The organism is Evansella sp. AB-rgal1, from assembly GCF_041820985.1.
Taxonomy (GTDB): domain Bacteria; phylum Bacillota; class Bacilli; order Bacillales; family Salisediminibacteriaceae; genus Evansella.
This window is the reverse complement of the sequence record NZ_JBGUAU010000001.1, coordinates 108,490-129,152: the sequence shown is the minus strand read 5'-3', so window position 1 is coordinate 129,152 and position 20,663 is coordinate 108,490. Positions and strand designations below refer to the sequence as shown.

The window sequence follows — 20,663 nt, the reverse complement described above, 5'->3', positions numbered from 1 at the left end:
CAACATTCATGAATTGGTATGAAAAATTGAATCAATATTTTCCTATTGAAGAAATGAAATCAAAAGAGCATATAGAGCTTTTGTTAAAAGAAAAACAAGAATATAAAAAAGACGAAGGGCCAAATCACGTCTTGATGTATATTGAGATGGATGATTTCGTTTTTATTGATTACCTGTTTGTTTCTAAAGCTGCGCGAGGACAAGGCTTAGGGAAAAAACTAATTGATAATCTTAAAAGTAAAGGAAAGCCTATAATTTTAGAGGTAGAACCAGTTGATTATGATGATACAGATACAGAAAAGCGTCAAAGGTTTTACGAAAGAGAAGGATTTAAACACGCAAGGTCAATTGGGTACCGCAGGCGCTCATTAGAGACTGGTAAAATAAATGAAATGGAAATACTTTATTGGTCACCATTTGATGAAGCAGAAGAAAGTATTTATGAAAAAATGCGTCATACGTATGAAACAATTCATACGTACAAAGATGTTCAATTGTACGGTGAACCATATGAACCGGCGGAACAAGTGCTTACCTTTGATGAAGAAAAAGCACCTTCCCTATAAAAATTTTTTCAACGCACAGAAAGGAGTGTGTGCAATGAAAGGAAGTAAGAAAAGAAAAAAACTTAAAAAGGATTTGTGGAAGGATTTATTGAAACGAAAATGGGATGAAGTAAACAAAGTACCGAAACGTGGCCCAGTCTCAAATTGGAAAACAATTGCGTAAAAAAAGGTGTGTTAAAACAATCATACAGTAGATGTTTTAACACACCATTACATTATACATACAGTACATCGTAAAATTAGCTTAATGATAATTGGTTGGTCTAAATGAAAATAGTTATTTGTTAAATAAGTGAAACCTTTTTTCTACCTAATCGTATATAAGGTACTAAATAGCAAAAAAAAGTAGTGAAAACATAAAAAAATTAGGTTTTATCTGTTTAGATTTGGGGTATAAATACAAAGGATTATAAAATAGTTTGAGGTTTTTGTTACTATTTTATTTTGAAAATCATCTACTCAAATTATAATAATTATAGTATAATAGAAATTGTAACTAGAGAATAACATTTGATTTCACATATAACTTCTTATTAAATTTGATAATAAAGAGAAGGGAGAACGAAATACATGGTAACACTATTTACATCACCTAGCTGTACATCATGCCGAAAAGCAAAAGCTTGGCTACAAGATAACGATATTAATTTTGTAGAACGTAATATTTTTTCAGAACCACTTTCTGTTGATGAAGTGAAAGAGGTTGTTAGAATGACGGAGGATGGAACTGATGAAATTATCTCAACTCGTTCTAAAGTATTTCAAGACTTAGAGGTAGAACTTGATTCTATGCCACTTCAACAGCTATTCCAGCTCATAAGTGACCACCCTGGTCTTTTAAGACGACCTATTATAATGGATGAAAAGCGTATTCAAGTAGGCTATAACGAAGCAGAAATTCGTAGGTTCTTGCCGAGAAAAGTGCGCACATTTCAACTTCAGGAAGCTACGAGAAAGTTAGTTAACGAATAATAAAACATGCCTTCTACAGAATATAGTAGAGGGCATGTTTCTTTTCTTTCTTAATAGTATAGCCAAAATATTTATCAGATTCATTCATGAAAGAGTGAGTAAAACACGTTAGCTTCGATTTCTAAAAGTATGAAACCATTGTATTCCTTTAATATGATTATAAAGCCAACCACCAAATAACACGAATAATACTAGTAATATTGTAAAACTTGTTTTTGTGAGTCCAATATCGTTAATAAATTCCATGATCTTTACTTCATGTAACATCATGTTACTTGAAGTATAAACAAGGATACCTGCACCAATATAAATGATAAAAGAGTACTTATTCATTAAAAATAGAATAAGTTTACTTCCCCAAATGATTATTGGAACAGAAACAAGTAATCCGATTAGGACTAAAGCGGTGTTACCATTTGCTGCTCCAGCAACAGCTAAAACATTATCGAATCCCATTACAACATCAGCAATTACAATTGTTTTGATTGCATCACTAATCTTTCCTTCTCCGGATATATTGTGCTCGTCTTCTGTGACAGTTAATAATCGATATGCAATCCAGAGAAGAAGTATGCCACCAATAGACATTAGATAAGGAATTGCTAATAGTTGCACAGCAATGATAGTTAAAATACCTCTTGCGGCGATTGCTAGTAATATACCAGCTATAATAGCCTTATTCCTTAAATGTGGAGGTAGTTGTCTACAAGCGAGGGCGACGACAATAGCGTTGTCACCACCTAGAATAATATCAATTCCAATAATGGTAAAAAGAGAAATAAGAAATTCTGAGCTCAAAGGTTGATTCCTCCTTGGTATTACAATTAGAATAGAGTAAAGGTTATACTTTTTATGAAGACAAGGAATTTCCTTTCTTTGCTAGTGAACCTGTCCATTGCCTTACTCTAATAATATATATACAAGCCTTAGCCAATTAAGAACATCTTCCTGATTTATTGTCATATTTAACAGAAAGAAATTATAGTTATTAAAAATAGATTAACTATTTCTTTTCATGTAGCAATGCTTTAAAATGTAGATAAGTTTTATCTGAAGTTTACTTTTAAGAGATATGGGTAATAAATACTCATAAAAATATGTTCAAAGGAGGCCAAAAAGAACAGAGAAGATTGAACCAGTCATGCTTCCGCAATCAAATGATAGTATGGAAGCGTCAATTTTATGAATTGCTAGAAATCTGACTTTTTGACTTCCTAAGAAAGAGCTGTTGTTCTCAATTGAGACGAAACTCGCAAGAAAGGGTGAGAACATTATGGATATTGAAAGAATTAATGATACAACTGTAAAGTTTTATATTACGTACCACGACATGGAACGTCGCGGCTTTAATAAAGATGAAATTTGGTATAACCGTGACCGTGGCGAAGAGTTATTCTTTGAAATGATGAGCGAAGCAAATGATCAAGAGAATTTTGAATTAAATGGACCACTATGGGTACAAGTGCACGCGTTAGAAAAAGGCCTTGAAATCATTGTAACTCGTGGACAAATGAGTGATGGAAATGTGAAGTTGGAGATTCCTTTTGATGATGAAGAAAAGGATGAGATGCCAGTGGATGACAACATTGTAGATATGCTTGATAGTCAATTTGTTGGTAGCAAAGATACAGAGGTTGTTAAAGATCACTCTTTAAGTGTAGTAATAGGATTTAAAGACTTCGAGGATATTATTTCATTGAGTCATTCTTTCGATGAAGAGGTAGTTACGAGTCTCTATAGCTTTGAAGGAACTTATTATATATATGTGACATTGGATGAACAATATAGTGATGAAGAGCAGGATAATTTGTTAAGTCGTATGCTTGAATTTGGATATGAATCAGATGTAACCATTCACAGAATTTCAGAGTATGGGAAGCAAATTATTGAAAGTAATGTTTTAGATGAGATACGTTCTAACTTTTCTTAACAATAATCTTTAGATAAAAAACGCACTAGTTCAAATTGGAACATCGTGCGTTTTTTTATTATTATTATTCAGGGTATATAACACAAAAATATGAAAATAATTGACATGTATTATTATTAGGTTATATTGGTAATTAGAAGGGGAATCTTGCTCATACATAATACTCCATAAAGATAGAAAAGGAGAGTGTATATGCTAAAACGTTTACAGATTATTGTATTTCTTGCCATACTCATCATCATTTTATTCTTAACGAATGATTTTTGGGAAAATTGGTTTGTTGGTGTTATAAGTGCATTCTTTTCTTTATCTGCTTTTTTTATTGGAATTGTTATATTTTTGGAGAATAGAAACCCCTCAAAGACGCTTACTTGGCTAATTTTATTAGGTATGTTTCCTATTGTTGGTTTCTTTTTTTACTTAATGTTTGGTCAAAATAGAAGGAAACATAAATCATTTAAAGAAAAAGCAATAGTAGATGAACAAGCCTTTCATAGTATTGAAGGAAACCGTCCGTTAGATGAGTCAAAAGTACAAGAGATGTCGGATCATCAGCAAAAACTGTTTCGATTAGCCCATAAATTAGGAAATAACCCGATTTCTTTTCAGACAGAAACAAAAGTTTTAACAGATGGAAAAGAAACATTTACATATATAAAAGCGGCCTTAATAAAGGCAACAGATCATATACACATGGAATACTACATAGTCAGAGATGATCAACTAGGTAATGAGATAAAGGAAATATTAATTGAAAAAGCAAAAGAAGGGGTTGTTATTCGTTTTTTATATGACTCTGTGGGAAGCTGGAAACTTAGCAAGCAATATATCCAACAATTAAGGGATGCAGGAGTACAAATGGTTCCGTTTTCTCCTGTTAAAATTCCCTTATTTAATCATAGAATTAACTATCGAAATCATAGGAAGATCATAGTAGTGGATACGAAATATGCATTTATAGGCGGCCTTAATATTGGAGATGAGTATCTAGGGAAAAATAGATATTTTGGTCACTGGCGTGATACCCATCTTTTTGTTCAAGGAGAGGCTATTCGAAGTCTCCAATTATTTTTTTTGCGAGATTGGTATTATGCAACATCAGAAACATTCTTAAAGCAAAGCTATTTATCTCCCAATCTACTGCCAAAATCGTTTGATGATGGTGGTGTTCAAATGATTGCTAGTGGTCCTGATACTCGTTGGGAAATCATTAAGAAGTTATTCTTTACGATGATAACATCATCAAAAAAATCGATCTGGATAGCTTCTCCCTATTTTATTCCTGATGATGATATCTTAAGTGCATTAAAAATAGCTTCACTAAGTGGTGTTGATGTTCGATTGTTAGTTCCAAGTCGACCTGACAAACGAATTGTGTTCTATGCATCGAGATCCTATTTTCCAGAACTATTAGATGCAGGAGTCAAAATTTATGAATATCACCGTGGCTTTATGCATAGTAAAATCATCATTGTAGATCACGAGATTGCATCTATAGGTACAGCGAATATGGATATGAGAAGTTTTCATTTGAATTTTGAAGCAAATGCGTTCCTGTATCAAACAAGAAGTGTGGAGAAGCTGGTAAGTGATTTTATTTTTGATATGGAGCATTCTACCATCATACGACCTGATGTTTTTAAGAAGCGATCCTTCACACATAAATTAATCGAGTCAACCTCTCGCTTATTGTCCCCTCTCTTATAAAGAAATGGTTGTAGTCACCGAACTCTTTTTGAAAGCTCGTTATGAATGAAGTTTCTCATAGCGAGCATGCGGCGACGAGTGCAGCCATCACTATCATCTTTCCCTGACACTTTATATAATAATTAGATATACTAAAGGAGGAATCATGTTTGTTTATTGCGAAAAGAGAAAATGGAACAGAAATATCCCTGATTCATACAAAATGGTCAAAAATTGACTTAATGATTGATAGGAATACTAATCTTTACTTTTGTCCTCTATGTAAAGAGGAAGTAATTCTCAAATTAGGAAGTATTCAGACTTGGCATTTTGCTCACAAACCATCAAGTTCATGTGAATATTCTCGAGGTGGAGAAACAGAAGCTCATATAAAGGCAAAAATACTACTCAATCGCTGGTTGACTGATCATGGTTATTCAAGTTCCATTGAATGCTATCTCCCGGAGATAAAACAACGAGCGGATGTGTTAGCGACGATTGAGAATAAACGTTATGCTTTTGAAATTCAGCATTCTTTTATAGATGAAAAACAATTTGTAAAACGTCATAAATGTTATTTATCTCTTGGTATTGAGCCTTTTTGGATAGGGTTGCACACAACTTCGAAGGAAAAAAAAGATACATTGACTTCATCTACTTCCCTTCATAATCTCCTCATACGTAACTATCCTATATTACATTCTGTTTATATTAATATTGATGAACCGTCTTGGAGTGTATTAACAAACTATTTATATATTAGTAGTCAAAAAATTATGGTTCAACGATTTAAGGCGTCCTTCTTCATATCTCCTAAACAATTTCTAGAGCTAAACAACTTCCAACTCGAAATTTCCACACATGATTATTTTTATTCCTATTATTCCATTTGGATTACTGAAACCAAGAAGAAAAGAGTTAAAGTATATTTATCCATGAATAAGTTAGAGAGATATATGCTAACAATTTTTCAGAACTATCAAGTTAACCTAAACTACTTTCCAGCATTGGCAAACATTCCTCTTAAGAGCAATTTCTATATTCAGTCCCCTCCTCAATGGTGGCAATCTTGGATAGTCATCACGATCATTAACGAAACTCCATTACAGAAATCTATAGCAATTACTAGTATTTGTGAAAAAATAAGACTGATGATTGATCGGAGAATATTCTGTTTGCGAAGATTACCAGTTCCTGATAGGGAACTAATTAGATTTACTATCCTAGAATATTTCGATGTTCTAAGTTATTTTGGAGTATTGGAAAAGATGTATTCGGGAGTGTATAAAGTGAAAAGTCATATAAAGCTAAAAAAACAGTTAGATACACTTAGTAATGATGATCAATATGTCATATGTAAGTTAAAAGAATTAGGTTGGAGAAATAGTCATAAAAAAATATTTTAAAATAAATAAAGGAATAATACTAATTTCATAGAAATAATACAAGTGTATGAAAATAAGGGCGCTGTTAATGATATGAATGTGAAGATATAACAAGCCTAAAATGAATAAATATGGAGGTGCCAAAAAATGGCAGGCCAAGCATCAGCTTTACCAAAAAGAGAGGAACTTCCTAAAGAATTAACGTGGGATTTAGAAGATATTTATTCCACTGATGTTGAGTGGGATAAGGAATTTAATGAGATTAAGGAAATGCTACCAAAAGTGAAAGAGTTTCGTGGAAAACTAAGTGAGTCCGGAGAAGTGTTATTTAATGTTCTTCAGTTCCAAGATGAAATTGGGAAGAAGTTAGGAAGACTTTATACATATGCACATATGCGCTATGATCAAGATACAACAAACTCCTTTTATCAAGGCTTAAATGATCGTGCGGGCCAGCTTCTTTCTCAAGTGACAAATGCAGGTTCCTATATTACACCAGAATTATTGGCTATTCCACAAGAAAAAATAGATGCATTTTTGAAAGAATATCCTGATTTGCAATTGTATAAGCATATGCTAGATAAATTAAATCTTCAGCGTCCTCATGTACTTAGTGAAAAAGAGGAATCTTTATTAGCTCAAGTGAGTGAAGTAACGGAAAGCTCTACTAATACATTTGGGATGTTAAACAATGCGGATATGAAATTTCCTACCATTCAAGATGAGGAAGGAAATGACATAGAAGTAACTCATGGAAGATATATTCGCTTTCTAGAAAGTTCAGATCCTCGTGTAAGAGAGGACGCCTTTAAAGCTGTCTATAAAACATACGGTGCCTTTAAAAACACATTTGCTAGTACGATTACTGGGAATGTAAAACGTAATATCTTTCATGCAAATGTTAGAAATTATGATTCAGCACGACATGCTGCACTTAGTAATAACAACATACCGGAGGAAGTTTATGATCAATTAGTTTCCACTGTAAATGATAATCTTCATTTACTTCACCGTTATGTAAAGCTAAGAAAAAAAGTGCTTGGCTTAGATGAGTTGCACATGTATGATTTATATACTCCTCTTGTAAAAGATGTAGATATGAAAATACCATATGAAGAAGCAAAAGGGTTTGTGAAAAAAGGTGTTGAAGCATTAGGTAAAGAATACGTTTCTATTGTAGAAGAAGGTTTTAATAACCGTTGGGTAGATGTAGAAGAAAACGTCGGAAAACGTAGTGGTGCATATTCTTCTGGGGCTTATGGAACAATGCCATATATTTTAATGAACTGGCAAGATAATGTAAACAATTTATTTACACTAGCACATGAATTTGGTCATTCGGTTCATAGTTACTATACTAGAAAACATCAACCGTATCCGTATGCGAACTATTCTATTTTTGTTGCAGAGGTCGCATCCACTTGTAATGAAGCTCTCTTAAATGACCACTTATTAAAGGTAACCGAAGATAAGCAAAAGCGCTTATACTTATTAAACCATTTCTTAGAGGGATTCAGAGGAACTGTTTTCCGTCAAACAATGTTTGCGGAGTTTGAACAGTTAATTCATCAAAAAGCAGCGAGTGGTGAGCCATTAACTCCTGATTTATTAAGTAGTTTGTATTATGACTTAAATAAGAAATACTTCGGTGATGATATTGTTATCGATGAAGAGATTGCACTGGAATGGGCAAGAATTCCTCACTTCTATTACAATTTCTATGTATATCAATATGCAACTGGTTATAGTGCAGCAACAGCATTAGCAAAACAAATATTAGAAGAAGGAGAACCAGCAGTTTCTCGATATGTTGATTTTCTAAAAGCTGGAAACTCTGATTATCCAATTGAGGTACTGAAGAAAGCTGGTGTAGATATGACATCGCCAGAACCGATAAAACAAGCTTTAACAGTATTTGAAGAAACATTAACGGAGCTTGAAAATCTTTTAGCTGAATAAACTCGTGGAGAGTCAATATGGTTTTTAACCTTTGACTCTCTTTTTGTGTCGTTTTTCTAATATCGAAATCCTTTAAAACGATGCCTACCGTTATGAAGGTAGAGTGTAAGAAAGATAGTTAGTAAAAGTAATGGGAAGGAAATCCATGCCGGGAATATACCTAAAATTGTTAAGATTACTAAGAAGAAGCTTCCGATAATACCGATAAAACCGATAATTAGAAAAAAGAACATGTTTATCTTCCTTTCATTTTTTTGTCTACCCTCTGAAAATACGTGTTCAATTGGTGGTTAACCTTATGTAGTATTACTAAGTTTGTTGGTTTTTTATTCCATTCGTTTCAGCCCATTCTCGTTCCTAGGGGAGCTGCCAAGCCATCCTTGAGCTAGCGCTCTGCCGGGATCTCGCCTCTGATCTTCTTCCCACAGAGTCTCCGGGCTTCCATTCATTCCATATAATGTAAAGAGTACTAACTATACTCATAAAAAATTCCATACTTCATGGAGTAAAAACCCACTTACATGGGTGTCTACCCTGGCGTTTAAGTGTTTACAAGCCTATATTTTACTTGTATGCAGGAGTAATAGAAAATAGACAATGTTAGAAAATTAATTTGTGTATGTCTAATTTGTGAAATGTTTCACTTAAAGATTGAATATTCGTCAGTGATTTGATAAATTAACATTATGAGAGGAAAGCACATAACTCCCCCTAGTAGTTATATGTGAATACAAACGTCACAAACCCCTGGACGTAACCCTTTCAGAATAAACTTGACAATGTTCCGATGAAAAAAACCAGGTTACCCCACCTGGTTTTTTTCCATCTCTATGTTATGTTATATTCGAGTTTTTAATAAATAGAGTGGAGTCTCATCTACCCAATATAATGCCAAAGGGTACCGTACTTCACTGGTACTTTCTCAACTTTTTGCATTATTTGCAGTTTCTTCATTTCTTTTTCTACTTCTTCTTTTGACCAATCAAAAACAACACTTATTTCCTTTGAAGCTACAAGCGAATAGAATTGAAGAAAGGATTCTAGTTGCATAGGTGGGCATTTTTCTAAATCATCCACAATCATATCCTTCATAATATCAACGTATACCGAATAGTCGTATAAACCTGATACTTTAAGTCCTGGTTCATCTACATCGTCACTAAAAAAGACTAACGTTGGAACAGTTGTAACATCCATTTCTTTCGTTGTATTAACATCTGATTTGAATGCCTTCATAGCGCTTTGAGAATGTAAATCTTTTTGAAACTCCTTTATATCCATCCCGTTTACTTTTTTCGCACATTCAATCAAAACATTCTCCTCAGCTATGTTTTGTTTATGAACAAATAAAGATTCACGTAAACGTCGCAAATATTTAGATCCAATTGCTTTTCCTTGTAGCTCTGCTGCCTTAATAGCAATAATTGCTGAATAGGGTGTAGTCGGATTATTCTCGTACCAAACATCACCATCACAGGGCATGCCAGTTCTCGAAGCAGTTTCATTAAACATTTTAGCTAGCTGTTTTAAGTGAGCCTCTTTCTTGGATCCGCAAGGTTGATTAAGTGATTTCAGTTCATTACCTAATAAAGTTCGTAAAGTAAAATAGGGTGAGTAATCCATCTGTAATTTCTTAATAATGGGTTCCAATGCCCAACACTCAGGACATAATGGATCAATAAACATGTAAATCTCCATTGGTTTCTTCTTTTTATCTGATACGTAGAAGGATGAAGGCTCTTCAGGACAACATAGTCCTAGTTCATCGTAGCAAATAAAACGTTCATCATTTGTAGACATTTGTTATCCCCCTTTTCCAGAGAGCTTTTATATCTCTTGAGAATTGATCATATGTTTAGCCGTATAAGATAATCGACTTAGTATTTGTGATCGTAATGGTTCTTTTATGTTAGTATGTTCCATTGCTTCATTCATACACAACATCCATGCATTTGCTCTTGAAGGAGTGATTGTAAATGGCATATGGCGTGCACGAAGCATCGGGTGTCCATGTTCGGTTGTATATAAAGGTGGACCACCTAAGAATTGAGTTAGGAATTGTTTTTGCTTCCGAGCAGTCTCATGTAAATCATCAGGAAATATAAGAGAAAGCTCAGGATCTTTGGCGACTAGTTCATAAAATGTATCTACCAATGATGATAATTTCTCTTTTCCTAATATTTCGTATGGTGTTTTTTCATCTTGTAAGTCCATTGTAGTCTCCTTTTCCTCTTTCTAAAAAAACTGACTCAACCTCTTACTTATTCATTATTGTAGCAAGCATCAGGTAGGTCATCAACAAATGTGAATTATTTATGAACATTTCCAACTTATTAATATGGTTTACCCTTTCCATTCATGCTAAATAGATAGAAAAAACGCGAAAAACATCGTCTATCATTATAGACGATGTTAACAAAAAGTGAAAATAGAATGCATTGATAACCGTTATATTTCCATATTTTCTCTTTTAGCATATAGTTCAAGTACTTTTGGGATGTAGTTTTGAGTCTCTCTAAATGGAGGGATTCCTCCATAGCGATCTACGTTACCGGGACCAGCATTATAAGCAGCTAACGCTAGGGAGATGTCCCCATTGTACCGCTTCAACATGGACTTTAAATATTTGGTACCTCCATCAATATTTTGGTATGGGTCAAAACTATCTATTACACCTAAACTAGCAGCTGTTTTTGGCATTAATTGCATTAATCCTCTAGCTCCTGCGCCACTAACAGCATTTGGTCGGAAATTGGACTCCGTTTGAATAACAGCATAAATCAAGTTCTTATCGATACCGTGTTTTTTTGCCGCATCTTCAATCATAGGAAGAAAGGCTTTGGATCGTTCGTTCCCCGTTGCTAGTACTCCTGTGTTTGTTTGGAAAACTTCAGTAGAAAAGGTAGGGGAATCATATATTTCCTGCTTCATAAAATTTTTATTTAATTCAACTTGCAAATAATTTTGAAAGGAAGCTTGTACATTATTTGAGGGCATAGATAAAGTGTTGGCTTGTTTTTGACCCCAAGAACGTAGGACCTTCCATTGATAAAAATCATTTACCCAGTTTGTATTCATATTGAATCTCCTCTAAGGGTTTTTATTTTTGTTTCATTTTTTCTTCATAAAATCGTTTTATTTTATTAGGTGTTTCTCTTATTGGTATTTCGTATGTTGTTAATGTGTTTTGAAAATAAGTATAGCCAGTTTGTTTATCTACACACTCAAATTCAAGTTCAAAGTCAGTAACCTGAAAATAATAGCTTTTATCTAAGACAAGTGTACCTTCATCTAATGTTTTTTCAATACGATCTGTTGTTAATTCCCCTAAATAAGTAAACGTATGTTGATTCTTTTCTAAGAGCTTAGAAATTTGGTCTAAAACATCACCATTTGGTAAAACACTGTTTTTAATTGCTTCAAAGAATTCCTCTTCTGTTAATTGTTGGTGAGTTTCTAACAGATCATCTTTGTAAGGTTGTTTCAAGGTCAATGTGTAAGAATTCCCTTTTTTTCTTATCCGGAGTGCGCTACCTTTTTGTTTTAATTCCATCTGTGTTGTTTCAAAATAATGATTTGTCTGACGTTTTGCGTTGTTTTTATTAAATCCATAGGCTTCTAATAAACGGGAATATTCTTCTTCCATCAACAAATTTTTAAATTCTATTTCAATTTCTTGGTTCAATTCATTCACCTTCATTATAATGATTTTTTTAATTATTTCATATGGGTCAAATTTTTACAATCCGCATTCCTATGTGTCATAGAAAAGCGTTAGTATAAAATTCGCTTCAGACTCTCTGCGCTTTTCTTAATAAGTACTACAGGTTGAGTATATTTTCGCTGATTAAGGAAAATTATGATAAACTATACGTGAATGAAAGTGTTGGAGGCTGAGGTAATGAAATCATGGAATGTTGAAGAACTAAAAATACATAATAACGTGGATACAGTGGATGCAATTGTGCAGGTAGAAGAGGATTCTATAGATTATTTAAGAAGTCTGCAGCCACAAGGGCAAATACTTGTTGATTCTGATAAAAGAACGTTCGTATACATATTAGAAGATGAAGAATCATTTGTTCATTTACGTTTTTCTAGTGAAATTTGGAATGAACTTGCTGAAGTAAGAAAGAAAGAATTGTCTGTTCAAGCCGTATTTCTTTATCAGAGTGACAATGTAGTAGTTCCTTTGGACAATTTTTTAGTTGAATTAAATTTTATTCTAGATAATATTAGAGGAAATAGCAATTATGGTGATGAAATGTTAGACGCTGTAGAAAGTTACTTTTAATTGGATTCAATAAAGAAAGTCATTGGTGGTGAACCCCATGAAGGATTGGAGCACGGTACTTGCACCATATAAACAAGCTGTAGATGAGTTGAAGATAAAATTAAAAGGAATAAGAGAACAGTATCAACTATCCTCCATGCACACTCCCATTGAATTTGTTACTGGAAGAGTGAAACCGGTCTCTAGTATTATTCAGAAAGCGGAGAGAAAAAATATTCCGTTGGATAACGTGGAAGAGGAAATGCAGGATCTTGCAGGAGTAAGGATCATGTGTCAATTTGTTGGTGATATTGATACAGTTGCAGAATTAATACGCGCTCGTACAGATTTTGAAATAATAGAAGAAAGAGATTATATTAAACATAAAAAAGAGAGTGGCTATCGCTCCTATCATTTTGTTCTACGGTACCCTGTTCAAATGATTGAAGGGGGAGAAAAAAGGATATTAGTAGAGCTACAAATTCGAACACTTGCGATGAATTTTTGGGCCACAATCGAGCATTCTTTACAATATAAATATTCTGGGAAAATACCTGAGGATGTAAAAGCACGTTTGTTGAGAGCCGCTGAAGCTGCATTTCGTTTAGACGAAGAAATGTCTCAAATTCGTGGAGAGGTACAAGAGGCTCACAAAATTATTTCAAAGAAACGAGATTCCATTCGATAATTAAAGGTGGAAAGGAAAATTAAGGTTATGAAATTTACCGTTCGTTCAAGAGGGGATCAAGAGTCTAACATGATCGCTCAAAAGGTTCATAATTATTTAGAGGAATTTCAACTAACAAGTGATGTCTCCGAACCGGATATTGTTGTTTCCGTCGGAGGAGATGGAACAATGCTTGAGGCATTTCATGTATACAACCATCGTCTTGAAGATGTATCGTTTGTTGGAGTACATACAGGACATTTAGGTTTCTATGCTGATTGGCAGCCTGAAGAAGTTGAAAAGCTAGTTATACATATTGCAAAAACTCCTTTTAAAATAGTGGAATATCCATTGTTAGAGGTTATCATCCGTTATTATGGAGAGAAGAAGGCAGAGCGTTTTTTAGCGTTAAATGAATGCTCTGTAAAAAGTACTGAAGGGTCCATTGTTATGGACATAGAAATAAAGGGGGAATCGTTTGAGACTTTTCGTGGAGATGGATTATGTATTTCCACCCCATCTGGAAGTACCGCATACAACAAAGCATTAGGAGGGGCTATCCTACACCCATCATTAGCATGCATCCAACTTGCCGAAATGGCTTCCATTAATAATCGAGTGTATCGTACTGTTGGTTCCCCGCTAGTGTTACCACAGCATCATACATGCTTGTTAAAACCAGTAAAAGAGGCTGACTTTCAAGTAACTATTGACCATCTAACATTACTTCAGCAGGATGTAAAGTCCATACAATGTCGAGTTGCAGAGGAAAAGATTCGGTTTGCTCGCTTTCGTCCGTTTCCATTTTGGAAAAGAGTAAGAGAATCCTTTATTACTGGATAATGAAAGGGATTCAAGTGACATGGACTGTGTCGATAGAAGATGAAGGAGTATTGCTTCGTGAATTTTTACGTGAAAGTAAGCAACTATCAAGAAAAGCCTTAGCAGATATAAAGTTTCAAGGTGGAGCCATTTTTGTGAATTCAAAAGAAGAAACTGTTAGGTACGTTCTAAAGTCTGGCGATAAAATCCAACTTATTTTTCCGAGAGAGGAAGTTAGTGAGTGGATTGTGCCTACCCCTCTTTCGTTGGATGTTGTATTCGAGGACGAACATTTACTGATCATAAATAAACCACCACATTTACCAACCATTCCTTCTCGAAACCATTCAGAGCTATCGTTAGCTGGTGCAGTTATTAATTATTATAACCAATGTAAATATCCTGCTACGTTCCATGCAATCAATCGATTGGATAGAGACACATCTGGATTATTAATGATTGCTAAGCATCGTTACATACATGATCTTTTTTCAAAACAACAAGTAAGACAAGTGCAAAGAAGATATCAGGCATTAGTGCATGGACGATTGGAATTGGAATTAGGTACAATCAATGTTCCGATAGCAAGAAAACCAGATAGTATTATTGAAAGAGTGGTTTCAGAAAATGGTCAATTCGCAGTTACTCATTATAAAGTACTAGAACGGTTTGATGATGCAACTCTCGTTCAAGTTTCCTTAGAGACAGGAAGGACTCATCAAATTAGAGTCCATTTTAGTCATATAGGTCATCCTTTGCTTGGAGATACATTATACGGAGGAAAATCAGAAGGGATTCATAGGCAAGCACTTCATTCTAGTGAAATACAGTTTTTTCATCCTATCGATCAGCATAAAATTTCATTTACTTGTCCTCTAGCAAAGGACATAGAAGATAAGTTGACATCAATGAGAATGGATATATAAGGAAGAGATAAGAAAGAGTCAATGGATTTTTCCACTGACTCCCTTTTCTTAATATGGATCAAACGGGCGAAACTTTTCTTCGAAAGGTGGTTGCTCTGACGGAACAGAAACAATTGATTTTTCTGGCCATCGCAAGGCAGTTAGTTCATTTCCAAACACGCAACCAGTGTCAATATTAATGGTATTGCCAACAAAGCGTGGTTCCTTTACAGGGGTGTGACCATATACGACTGTACAATCATAGTTATATTTTGTTGGCCAATCTCTACGAATGGGCCGTCCATCTTCATGCTTCTCCCCTGTAATATCTCCGTACAAAACAAAGGTCTTCACGTTTTTCGACGTTCTTCCAATGTCATTCGGTCGTATTCCAGCATGGGCAACAACTAACTTTTGCTCATCCAAAACTAAGTACAATGGTGCTGATTCGTAAAGACCCTTAAATAGAGAAGAATAGTGGTTAAATTCTTTTGTTGTTAATTTCTTTAGCTCGGCTACGGTTGTTTCTAAACCGTGAGAAATAACTACATTTCTTCCGAGAAAATAACGGTAAAGTTTGTTACAGTGGTTTCCAGGACAATAAAGAGCTTGCTCCTTTTTTACCCAGTGGGCTACGGAGTATATAACTGCTAATGAATTAGGTCCACGATCCATTAAATCTCCTAAAAAAACAGGCTTTCTTCCCTCAGGGTGGGTAAGAGTATTGGAATCATCGTCAATTGTGTAACCCAATTTATGTAGTAGTTTTGTCATTTCGATATTACATCCATGTATATCTCCAATAATGTCAAACAAATGAATCACCTCGTTTCTCTACATACCATTATAATATCATTTGACGAACCAATGGAAACTATGTAAAATTAGGACCAAGTACTAACAACAACTTCTATTATAGGAGGAAGATGTAATGAAAATAGATTTAAGTAAACGCACGTACGTAATTATGGGTGTTGCAAATAAACGAAGTATTGCTTGGGGAATTGCAGAATCTCTTTCAAAGGCTGGGGCTAAATTAGTTTTTACATATCAAGGAGAACGGTTAGAGAAGAACGTGACTGAATTAGCGGCGACATTAGAACGGAAAGATTCTATCATTTTACCTTGTGACGTAACAAATGATGAAGAAATTAATAAGGCATTCGACCAAATTAAAGAACAAGCTGGTACTATCCATGGTATTGCACATTGTATTGCTTTCGCAAACCGCGATGAGATTGATGGAGAATACTTAAACACGACGAGAGAAGGATTCTTGTTAGCTCATAATATAAGTTCTTACTCGTTAACTGCAGTGGTAAAAGCAGCTAGACCTCTCATGTCAGAAGGGGGAAGTGTTGTAACTTTATCTTACCTTGGTGGAGAAAGAGTCGTTAAAAACTATAATGTTATGGGTGTTGCAAAAGCTTCTTTAGACGCCAGTGTAAAATATCTAGCAAATGATTTAGGGAAAGAAAATATTCGCGTAAATGCCATTTCTGCTGGTCCAATTCGTACGTTAGCAGCAAAAGGAATCGGTGGGTTTAATGAAGTGTTAAGAGAGATGGAAGAAAATGCGCCACTAAAGAGAACAGTAACGCAAGAAGAAGTAGGCGATACTGCATTATTCTTAATGAGTGATTTGAGCAGAGGAATAACAGGCGAACTTCTTCATGTTGATGGTGGTTATAACACAATAGGATTGATGTAAGCATTGCCAGTAGAGAGTAGCTATTTCATATAGCTGCTCTTTTTTTAAAAAAATAAGAATTTATAAAATTTTTTTGAACTTAGAAAGATGTCTAGCTCCAGGTGCCATTTGCTTTTCGCCGGGAGACAGATGTGCACATTACTCCGTTGGCCACAGGACGGAGGCAGATTTTAGGCGGAAATGGTGCGCTTTGCTCTTTACTAATAAAAATGCTTCTTTTTGCAAGTTTCCAGAATTTTGTTCATATGATGAAAAAGAACTATAAAAAAATAAATGAAAAGTGGGGGATTTCATGGAAAAGAGTAAAGTGCGGTTAAGTAATGTTCAGTTAAAGCAAAAGATACTGCATTTGCAATCAGAAACTGCTAAGTATAAGCAAAAAGTAAAAATTTATGAAGAACAATATCACTATAAGTTATTAGAAGAGTTGACGAAAGAGAAAGAGCAACTTGAAGATCGCGTACATTACTTAGAAGATCAAATAAAACGTATAGAGGAGAGGAACAAAATATTAGAAGAAGGTTTTCGTGAAATACATGTCAATCGACAGAAAGTAATACAAGATTTCAAAAAGGAGACGATGAAAAGTGAACAATTTGAAAAGGAGAATATAGCTCTAAAAGGAGAATTGGCATTATTGGAGGAAAAGTTACGTCTTACTAGCAAACGGCTTCAAGAGTCATTGAAGCATCATGATGAATCAAATGAAGATAACTAAGTTATTCTTTCTTTAAATATCGGAATTTATAAACCGATGTTTAACTTCTAGCTAAAAACGGGAATAGATTCTTAATAGAATTAAAGGGGGTGCTCTTATGGGATATATACCACCGATAAAGGATGATCAATTTCTTATTTATACGAACCGGCAAAAGAATGAGAAAACAGACCTTGCACCTACACCCCCAACAAACCGGGTAGCATTTTACCGAACAAATCATCACCATAGAAATTTATTTCATTGGAATACTTCAGTTGATAATAGTAAACAGATTGAAGATATTAAGAAAAAGGCTCATAAGCTTGAAAGTAAATTACTAGGGAAAGGTTCATATGTTGATGAGATTATATAATAAGAAAGATCGAAAGCTATAAGGTGTATCTAACGTTGCTTGTAACGGAGGGTACATCTTTTTTAGTGCATAATATAAATAAAAACGTTGTTATTACTGTATGTAGTTTAGATGTGATTTTTGTCACAGATTAGCCACTAGTTTGCAACCATATGTTCACAGTTATAACGTTCGTGCAGGGAAATTCCATTATATACTGTTAGTGAAGATAGTTAGTGATCACTAAACAACAAGAAAGAAATATCATCTGTATTGGTTCTTATCATTTATTTTATAAAAATAAAAATTTGGAGGTATGGTTAATATGTTTATGAATTTCTTAAGAAACAATGTATATGCTGCTGGGGCTTTAACTTTATTACGTATCTATCTTGGTTGGTCTTGGATGACTGCAGGTTGGGGTAAAGTTACTGGTGACTTTAGTGCGGCTGGATATTTAAATGGAGTAGTTGCAAACGAAACAGTAATGAACACATACCCAACCTATCATGCTTTTATCGAAAACTTTGCATTACCTAACGCTGGAGTATTTAGCTTTATGGTTGCTTGGGGAGAATTATTAGTTGGTCTTGGGTTAATCGTTGGAGTATTAACAACAGCGGCTGCATTCTTTGGTATCATGATGAACTTTGCTTTCATGTTTGCAGGAACAGTTTCTACAAACCCATGGATGATACTTTTAACAATTTTCATTCTTGCGGCAGGATACAATGCTGGTAAATTTGGTGGAGATCGTTGGGTAATACCTTATCTAAACTTGCAATTCAAAAAAATTATTAAAGGTAAAACAACAGCAGAATCTCCTGCATAAAATTGTAATAAAACTACATTAACGAAGAAAAGCACTCTCAAAAATGAAGGGTGCTTTTCTTCATTCAAGGAGAAGAAAGTTTTTAAATAAATCTAATTTCCTGTTACACTAATAAGACAAGGGGTGAAAACAATGTCAAAGGAAAATGAAGAAATGGTCGAAAGAGTAAAAGCCGAATTAGAGAATGTTATGGATCCAGAGTTAGGGGTAGATATTGTTAATTTAGGTCTCATATACGGAGTAGCATTTGATGACGAAAAGAATGTAAGAATCACGATGACCTTAACATCCATGGGCTGTCCTCTTGCCGGAACAATTGTGTCCGATGTAAGAAGAGCATTACATGAATTGCAAGAGTTTGGTGAAATTAGAGAAATAGATGTAGAGATAGTTTGGAAACCTGTCTGGAATAAAAAGATGATGTCTCGATATGCCAAAATTGCACTTGGAGTACATGATTATTAAGTATCTAATTTACTATAGTTCCAAAAATGAATTTTTTGTAAAATTCGATAAAATATATTGAGTAGTGTCCTTGCTGCAGACAACGCAGTAGTATTAGCGATGATGGTTAAAACATCTCTCTTCTGAGAAGCAAAGGAAGAAAGCCATATTATATGAATTGGGTGGGAGAGTTTTTCTTCAGACTTCTATCCTTATTTCTTATTTCGTTCTTATTTAATGTTTGGCAAATTCAAGCGATCGGAGCAATATATCTATTATTCTTAGAAATTCCAAATATTATGGGTAATTTCACATCACTTTCCAGAATCAAAGCTATGGAAACTAATTTTTGAGGGAGTATTTATTTCCATCGTACTGTTAGCCTGGTTCTTATCGAAGGAAAAACAAGAAGAAGTACTTGTAGATGAAGAACCAGTTAAACAAAAAGCTGCTAATTAATAGTTTAAGAGTAGAGCATAGAGCTAGTCAAAGGTCATAATTCTTTGAGTAGCTTTTTTTTCTACATTTTTTTCACCTAACAGGTTTGGTCCTTCATATAGTAACTGTGAAGGAGGAATGAAAATTGTCTAATATTATATGGGGTGTAGATTCAGCCGCCGCAGCAACGGAAAGTTTATATGACTGTGTTGTACGTAACTTTGGACAGCCTGACGTGTGGGGGAGATACTTAAACACGATACCGAATGTTAGCGAAGGATTATCTAGAAGTGAAATTCTATATTTAAAAGGGAAAGGAGTAAAGATCTTACCTATATATAACAACTTTCGAGAAGCAGTAGGAGCAACTGCTGGAAGAATTGCTGCACAAAATGCCATTTATAATGCCCATAGACTCGGTATCCCTAAAGGTGTCTTTATTTTTGCAAATGTAGAAAGGTTCTTTGAGGTAGATGCAGATTGGATTATTGCATGGGTTGAAAAATTTTATAATAGTGATTATCGCCCTGGTATTTATCATGATCCAACAGAAGGTCCTTTTAATGAAGCTTATTGTGAAGCGATTCAAAGAAGTGAGTTAGTGAGAACACAGACTGTTTTATGGAGTGCTGAACCGGAAACCGGTATAACAAGAAAAGCAAATATACCAGTATTCAATCCTAAAACTCCCAATTGTGCGGGGAACGTTTGGGCGTGGCAGTATGGACGAGATGCAGAGGAGTGTCCTATTGATACTGTATTATTACAAAAGAGATTGTACGACGAGTTATATTAGGTAAATGCATGTAAACATATTGGTTTAACATTAGAGAGTATTTTCAGACAAGAAGATAAACAGGATAAAGAAAAGCGCCTAATTATAAGGCGCTTTTCAAGTTATGGTGTTAGTCTACTACCAAGCAGTCCAAGCCGCTCCAATAATAACGAGCAGGATGAATAGGACTAATACTAAAGCAAAGCCTCCAGCGAACCCGCCGTGGTGACATCCGTAACCCATAAT

At 34.5% G+C, this 20,663-nt stretch carries 25 protein-coding genes and 1 pseudogene; 18 read left to right on the top strand and 8 right to left on the bottom strand.

Going from position 1 to position 20,663, the window contains the following annotated elements:
* The first annotated feature begins 8 nt into the window (after positions 1-8).
* The 3 genes from ACERII_RS00695 (at position 9) to spxA (ending at position 1,538) form a co-directional block, all read left to right on the top strand.
* Positions 9-566, top strand: coding sequence for a GNAT family N-acetyltransferase (locus ACERII_RS00695; RefSeq protein ID WP_373639471.1), 558 nt, complete (start codon positions 9-11; stop codon positions 564-566).
* Between the two features lie 34 nt (positions 567-600).
* Entirely contained in the window at positions 601-729 is a 129-nt protein-coding gene (locus ACERII_RS00690; RefSeq protein WP_373639470.1) for a hypothetical protein, read from the top strand.
* A 407-nt stretch (positions 730-1,136) separates the two neighbouring features.
* Positions 1,137-1,538 (top strand): transcriptional regulator SpxA, encoded by a 402-nt coding sequence (gene spxA, locus ACERII_RS00685; RefSeq protein WP_373639469.1) that lies wholly within the window; start codon positions 1,137-1,139, stop codon positions 1,536-1,538.
* A 108-nt stretch (positions 1,539-1,646) separates the two neighbouring features.
* On the opposite strand, the gene ACERII_RS00680 is transcribed toward spxA, so the two are convergent.
* A complete protein-coding gene (locus tag ACERII_RS00680) occupies positions 1,647-2,336 on the bottom strand; it encodes a TerC family protein (protein ID WP_373639467.1) in 690 nt (229 codons plus the stop codon).
* A 475-nt stretch (positions 2,337-2,811) separates the two neighbouring features.
* On the opposite strand from ACERII_RS00680, the gene mecA reads away from it, so the two are divergent.
* The 4 genes from mecA (at position 2,812) to pepF (ending at position 8,498) form a co-directional block, all read left to right on the top strand.
* Positions 2,812-3,468: an adaptor protein MecA gene (mecA, locus tag ACERII_RS00675; protein WP_373639465.1), complete on the top strand. Its 657-nt coding sequence runs from the start codon at positions 2,812-2,814 to the stop codon at positions 3,466-3,468.
* 192 nt (positions 3,469-3,660) lie between these two features.
* Entirely contained in the window at positions 3,661-5,175 is a 1,515-nt protein-coding gene (gene cls, locus ACERII_RS00670) for a cardiolipin synthase (protein WP_373639464.1), read from the top strand.
* Between the two features lie 149 nt (positions 5,176-5,324).
* The gene (locus ACERII_RS00665; RefSeq protein WP_373639463.1) at positions 5,325-6,560 is read left to right on the top strand and encodes a competence protein CoiA; all 1,236 of its coding nucleotides are present in this window, start codon (positions 5,325-5,327) and stop codon (positions 6,558-6,560) included.
* Positions 6,561-6,686: 126 nt separating this feature from the next.
* Positions 6,687-8,498, top strand: a complete 1,812-nt coding sequence (pepF, locus tag ACERII_RS00660; protein WP_373639462.1) for an oligoendopeptidase F — start codon at positions 6,687-6,689, stop codon at positions 8,496-8,498.
* 56 nt (positions 8,499-8,554) lie between these two features.
* Here pepF and ACERII_RS00655 read toward each other — a convergent pair whose 3' ends face one another.
* From ACERII_RS00655 to ACERII_RS00635, 5 genes are all read right to left on the bottom strand, one after another.
* On the bottom strand, positions 8,555-8,731 hold the full coding sequence (locus ACERII_RS00655) for a hypothetical protein (RefSeq protein WP_373639461.1): 177 nt from the start codon (positions 8,729-8,731) through the stop codon (positions 8,555-8,557).
* A gap of 643 nt (positions 8,732-9,374) precedes the next feature.
* Positions 9,375-10,298, bottom strand: a complete 924-nt coding sequence (locus ACERII_RS00650) for a ClpXP adapter SpxH family protein (RefSeq protein ID WP_373639460.1) — start codon at positions 10,296-10,298, stop codon at positions 9,375-9,377.
* Between the two features lie 27 nt (positions 10,299-10,325).
* Positions 10,326-10,712, bottom strand: coding sequence for a globin domain-containing protein (locus ACERII_RS00645; RefSeq protein WP_373639458.1), 387 nt, complete (start codon positions 10,710-10,712; stop codon positions 10,326-10,328).
* Positions 10,713-10,946: 234 nt separating this feature from the next.
* Positions 10,947-11,576: a lytic transglycosylase domain-containing protein gene (locus ACERII_RS00640; RefSeq protein WP_373639457.1), complete on the bottom strand. Its 630-nt coding sequence runs from the start codon at positions 11,574-11,576 to the stop codon at positions 10,947-10,949.
* A gap of 22 nt (positions 11,577-11,598) precedes the next feature.
* Complete coding sequence (locus ACERII_RS00635) at positions 11,599-12,183, bottom strand: CYTH domain-containing protein (protein ID WP_373639456.1); 585 nt, start codon at positions 12,181-12,183, stop codon at positions 11,599-11,601.
* Positions 12,184-12,399: 216 nt separating this feature from the next.
* On the opposite strand from ACERII_RS00635, the gene ACERII_RS00630 reads away from it, so the two are divergent.
* The 4 genes from ACERII_RS00630 to ACERII_RS00615 are packed head-to-tail and all read left to right on the top strand — an operon-like array spanning position 12,400 to position 15,186.
* Positions 12,400-12,792, top strand: coding sequence for a UPF0738 family protein (locus tag ACERII_RS00630; RefSeq protein WP_373639454.1), 393 nt, complete (start codon positions 12,400-12,402; stop codon positions 12,790-12,792).
* A gap of 37 nt (positions 12,793-12,829) precedes the next feature.
* On the top strand, positions 12,830-13,459 hold the full coding sequence (yjbM, locus tag ACERII_RS00625; protein WP_373639453.1) for a GTP diphosphokinase: 630 nt from the start codon (positions 12,830-12,832) through the stop codon (positions 13,457-13,459).
* A gap of 27 nt (positions 13,460-13,486) precedes the next feature.
* Positions 13,487-14,281 (top strand): NAD kinase, encoded by a 795-nt coding sequence (locus tag ACERII_RS00620; RefSeq protein ID WP_373639452.1) that lies wholly within the window; start codon positions 13,487-13,489, stop codon positions 14,279-14,281.
* A 14-nt stretch (positions 14,282-14,295) separates the two neighbouring features.
* On the top strand, positions 14,296-15,186 hold the full coding sequence (locus ACERII_RS00615) for an RluA family pseudouridine synthase (protein ID WP_373639451.1): 891 nt from the start codon (positions 14,296-14,298) through the stop codon (positions 15,184-15,186).
* Positions 15,187-15,234: 48 nt separating this feature from the next.
* On the opposite strand, the gene prpE is transcribed toward ACERII_RS00615, so the two are convergent.
* A complete protein-coding gene (gene prpE / locus ACERII_RS00610; protein WP_373639450.1) occupies positions 15,235-15,981 on the bottom strand; it encodes a bis(5'-nucleosyl)-tetraphosphatase PrpE in 747 nt (248 codons plus the stop codon).
* A 115-nt stretch (positions 15,982-16,096) separates the two neighbouring features.
* Here prpE and fabI point away from each other — a divergent pair, with 115 nt between their 5' ends.
* The 7 genes and pseudogenes from fabI to ACERII_RS00575 all read left to right on the top strand — a co-directional run bounded on the left by fabI (position 16,097) and on the right by ACERII_RS00575 (position 20,438).
* Complete coding sequence (gene fabI, locus ACERII_RS00605; protein ID WP_373639449.1) at positions 16,097-16,876, top strand: enoyl-ACP reductase FabI; 780 nt, start codon at positions 16,097-16,099, stop codon at positions 16,874-16,876.
* Between the two features lie 292 nt (positions 16,877-17,168).
* Positions 17,169-17,594 (top strand): hypothetical protein, encoded by a 426-nt coding sequence (locus tag ACERII_RS00600; RefSeq protein WP_373639448.1) that lies wholly within the window; start codon positions 17,169-17,171, stop codon positions 17,592-17,594.
* A gap of 97 nt (positions 17,595-17,691) precedes the next feature.
* Entirely contained in the window at positions 17,692-17,949 is a 258-nt protein-coding gene (locus ACERII_RS00595) for a hypothetical protein (RefSeq protein ID WP_373639447.1), read from the top strand.
* A 304-nt stretch (positions 17,950-18,253) separates the two neighbouring features.
* Positions 18,254-18,760 carry a DoxX family protein gene (locus ACERII_RS00590; RefSeq protein ID WP_373639446.1) on the top strand — a complete coding sequence of 169 codons (507 nt, stop codon included), beginning with the start codon at positions 18,254-18,256 and terminating at the stop codon, positions 18,758-18,760.
* A 132-nt stretch (positions 18,761-18,892) separates the two neighbouring features.
* Positions 18,893-19,225, top strand: coding sequence for a metal-sulfur cluster assembly factor (locus ACERII_RS00585; RefSeq protein ID WP_373639445.1), 333 nt, complete (start codon positions 18,893-18,895; stop codon positions 19,223-19,225).
* 54 nt (positions 19,226-19,279) lie between these two features.
* Positions 19,280-19,503, top strand: a pseudogene (locus ACERII_RS00580) (TerC family protein); the annotation flags it as partial.
* Positions 19,504-19,787: 284 nt separating this feature from the next.
* Positions 19,788-20,438 (top strand): glycoside hydrolase domain-containing protein, encoded by a 651-nt coding sequence (locus ACERII_RS00575; RefSeq protein ID WP_373639444.1) that lies wholly within the window; start codon positions 19,788-19,790, stop codon positions 20,436-20,438.
* 117 nt (positions 20,439-20,555) lie between these two features.
* On the opposite strand, the gene ACERII_RS00570 is transcribed toward ACERII_RS00575, so the two are convergent.
* The gene (locus ACERII_RS00570; protein WP_373639443.1) at positions 20,556-20,660 is read right to left on the bottom strand and encodes a YjcZ family sporulation protein; all 105 of its coding nucleotides are present in this window, start codon (positions 20,658-20,660) and stop codon (positions 20,556-20,558) included.
* Positions 20,661-20,663 lie beyond the last annotated feature (3 nt).

Coding starts and splice junctions, on each gene's coding strand:
- ACERII_RS00695 (WP_373639471.1), top strand. CDS start 9: ATGAATTGGTATGAAAAATTGAATCAATATTTTCCTATTGAAGAAATG.
- ACERII_RS00690 (WP_373639470.1), top strand. CDS start 601: ATGAAAGGAAGTAAGAAAAGAAAAAAACTTAAAAAGGATTTGTGGAAG.
- spxA (WP_373639469.1), top strand. CDS start 1,137: ATGGTAACACTATTTACATCACCTAGCTGTACATCATGCCGAAAAGCA.
- mecA (WP_373639465.1), top strand. CDS start 2,812: ATGGATATTGAAAGAATTAATGATACAACTGTAAAGTTTTATATTACG.
- cls (WP_373639464.1), top strand. CDS start 3,661: ATGCTAAAACGTTTACAGATTATTGTATTTCTTGCCATACTCATCATC.
- pepF (WP_373639462.1), top strand. CDS start 6,687: ATGGCAGGCCAAGCATCAGCTTTACCAAAAAGAGAGGAACTTCCTAAA.
- ACERII_RS00655 (WP_373639461.1), bottom strand. CDS start 8,731: ATGTTCTTTTTTCTAATTATCGGTTTTATCGGTATTATCGGAAGCTTC.
- ACERII_RS00650 (WP_373639460.1), bottom strand. CDS start 10,298: ATGTCTACAAATGATGAACGTTTTATTTGCTACGATGAACTAGGACTA.
- ACERII_RS00645 (WP_373639458.1), bottom strand. CDS start 10,712: ATGGACTTACAAGATGAAAAAACACCATACGAAATATTAGGAAAAGAG.
- ACERII_RS00640 (WP_373639457.1), bottom strand. CDS start 11,576: ATGAATACAAACTGGGTAAATGATTTTTATCAATGGAAGGTCCTACGT.
- ACERII_RS00630 (WP_373639454.1), top strand. CDS start 12,400: ATGAAATCATGGAATGTTGAAGAACTAAAAATACATAATAACGTGGAT.
- yjbM (WP_373639453.1), top strand. CDS start 12,830: ATGAAGGATTGGAGCACGGTACTTGCACCATATAAACAAGCTGTAGAT.
- ACERII_RS00620 (WP_373639452.1), top strand. CDS start 13,487: ATGAAATTTACCGTTCGTTCAAGAGGGGATCAAGAGTCTAACATGATC.
- fabI (WP_373639449.1), top strand. CDS start 16,097: ATGAAAATAGATTTAAGTAAACGCACGTACGTAATTATGGGTGTTGCA.
- ACERII_RS00600 (WP_373639448.1), top strand. CDS start 17,169: ATGGAAAAGAGTAAAGTGCGGTTAAGTAATGTTCAGTTAAAGCAAAAG.
- ACERII_RS00595 (WP_373639447.1), top strand. CDS start 17,692: ATGGGATATATACCACCGATAAAGGATGATCAATTTCTTATTTATACG.
- ACERII_RS00590 (WP_373639446.1), top strand. CDS start 18,254: ATGTTTATGAATTTCTTAAGAAACAATGTATATGCTGCTGGGGCTTTA.
- ACERII_RS00585 (WP_373639445.1), top strand. CDS start 18,893: ATGTCAAAGGAAAATGAAGAAATGGTCGAAAGAGTAAAAGCCGAATTA.
- ACERII_RS00570 (WP_373639443.1), bottom strand. CDS start 20,660: ATGGGTTACGGATGTCACCACGGCGGGTTCGCTGGAGGCTTTGCTTTA.